This window comes from Tannerella forsythia, assembly GCF_003860135.1.
GTDB classification, from domain to species: Bacteria; Bacteroidota; Bacteroidia; order Bacteroidales; family Tannerellaceae; genus Tannerella; species Tannerella forsythia_A.
In genome coordinates this window covers 1-1,047 of sequence record NZ_RQYN01000133.1, presented here as the reverse complement: position 1 = coordinate 1,047, position 1,047 = coordinate 1, and the positions used below count along the sequence as shown (strand labels likewise).

Below are 1,047 nucleotides of genomic sequence, written 5' to 3'. Positions count from 1 at the left end.
GATAGGAACTTTTTGGTTTAGATTTATGGGGAAATCCCATAGTCCGATGAACCATTTTCGTCGTTTTTTAGTAAGTGCTATTTTTAGTTTGAGCGTATCGCCTGTTCTTTCAAAATATGCTCCTATAGCAAAGGTTCTGTAACGCAGTGTAGATAGTGTTTTTTGCGTTTTTTCTTGAAGAACAAATAGTCGGAACAGAGACATTAAATTGTAGGCTGTCATCGAAAAAATCAAGGCAGCTTCCGTGGCATAAAAGTCTTTCAGATTAAAACTTTCAGTTCCAAAATCTTGCTTCAACTCCTTGATTCTGTTCTCTGCATCTCCACGCATTCGGTAGGTACGCCAAACATCTACCATTGAGCAGGCTTGATTGGTAAAATAGGCAGAGTAGCGGTAGTTACGATGGATTTCATCCTCAGGGAAAAGGCTCAACTGTTTTCCGCCCGCTTGGGGTCTTTCCTCTATTTTTTGCCTTACAATAACAATTCTTCTCGGTTTTTGCCACGATTGTGCCTGATAGGTTTTATCGCAAATTTCAATGCCGTTATCTACTTTTAACCAAAAATCTTGTTTGTCTATCAGGTGTTGAATGGGGTGGGTAAATCGGGCGGCAACAATGTATTGCAAAGGCTTTTGCTCCAAATAGTCAAATATATCTCCCTCTAACAAAAACCGCTGTCAAGCCGTACCAAACCGACTTTTTTGCCATCAAACATTGCCAAAGTTTCTTCCAAAAAACCAATGAAGTTATGGGAAGCATTCGTATTTCCGCTACGAAGCCAAAAATTGGCAACCATTTTTGTGTCATTGACAAATGCAATGAGTGGATGATGGCTTTTTCTGCCTCTTTTCTTAGGATTGTAACCCTTTTTGGCTCCTTCCTGCTGACCATAACGAGTAATGACCGAAGAATCAACATCTGATGTAAAATAGTTGATATTCAAACTCTTGAAAAACCAACCAAAGAAATGACGAGCAACTTCCAAATTGGTCTTGGCGTTGAATTTGGAAAAATATCGCTTGTAAGCGTCTTGTGCGGGGGTATGT

General features: G+C 39.7%; 2 protein-coding genes. Both read right to left on the bottom strand.

Features of this window, described 5'->3' with window-relative positions; translation table 11 throughout:
* Positions 1-669: transposase (locus tag EII41_RS14395; RefSeq protein WP_221620739.1), on the bottom strand; the 669-nt coding region annotated here is incomplete at its 3' end.
* A partial coding sequence (locus EII41_RS14390; RefSeq protein ID WP_221620738.1) for a transposase occupies positions 663-1,047 on the bottom strand: 385 nt, incomplete at its 5' end. The genes EII41_RS14395 and EII41_RS14390, both read right to left, overlap by 7 nt.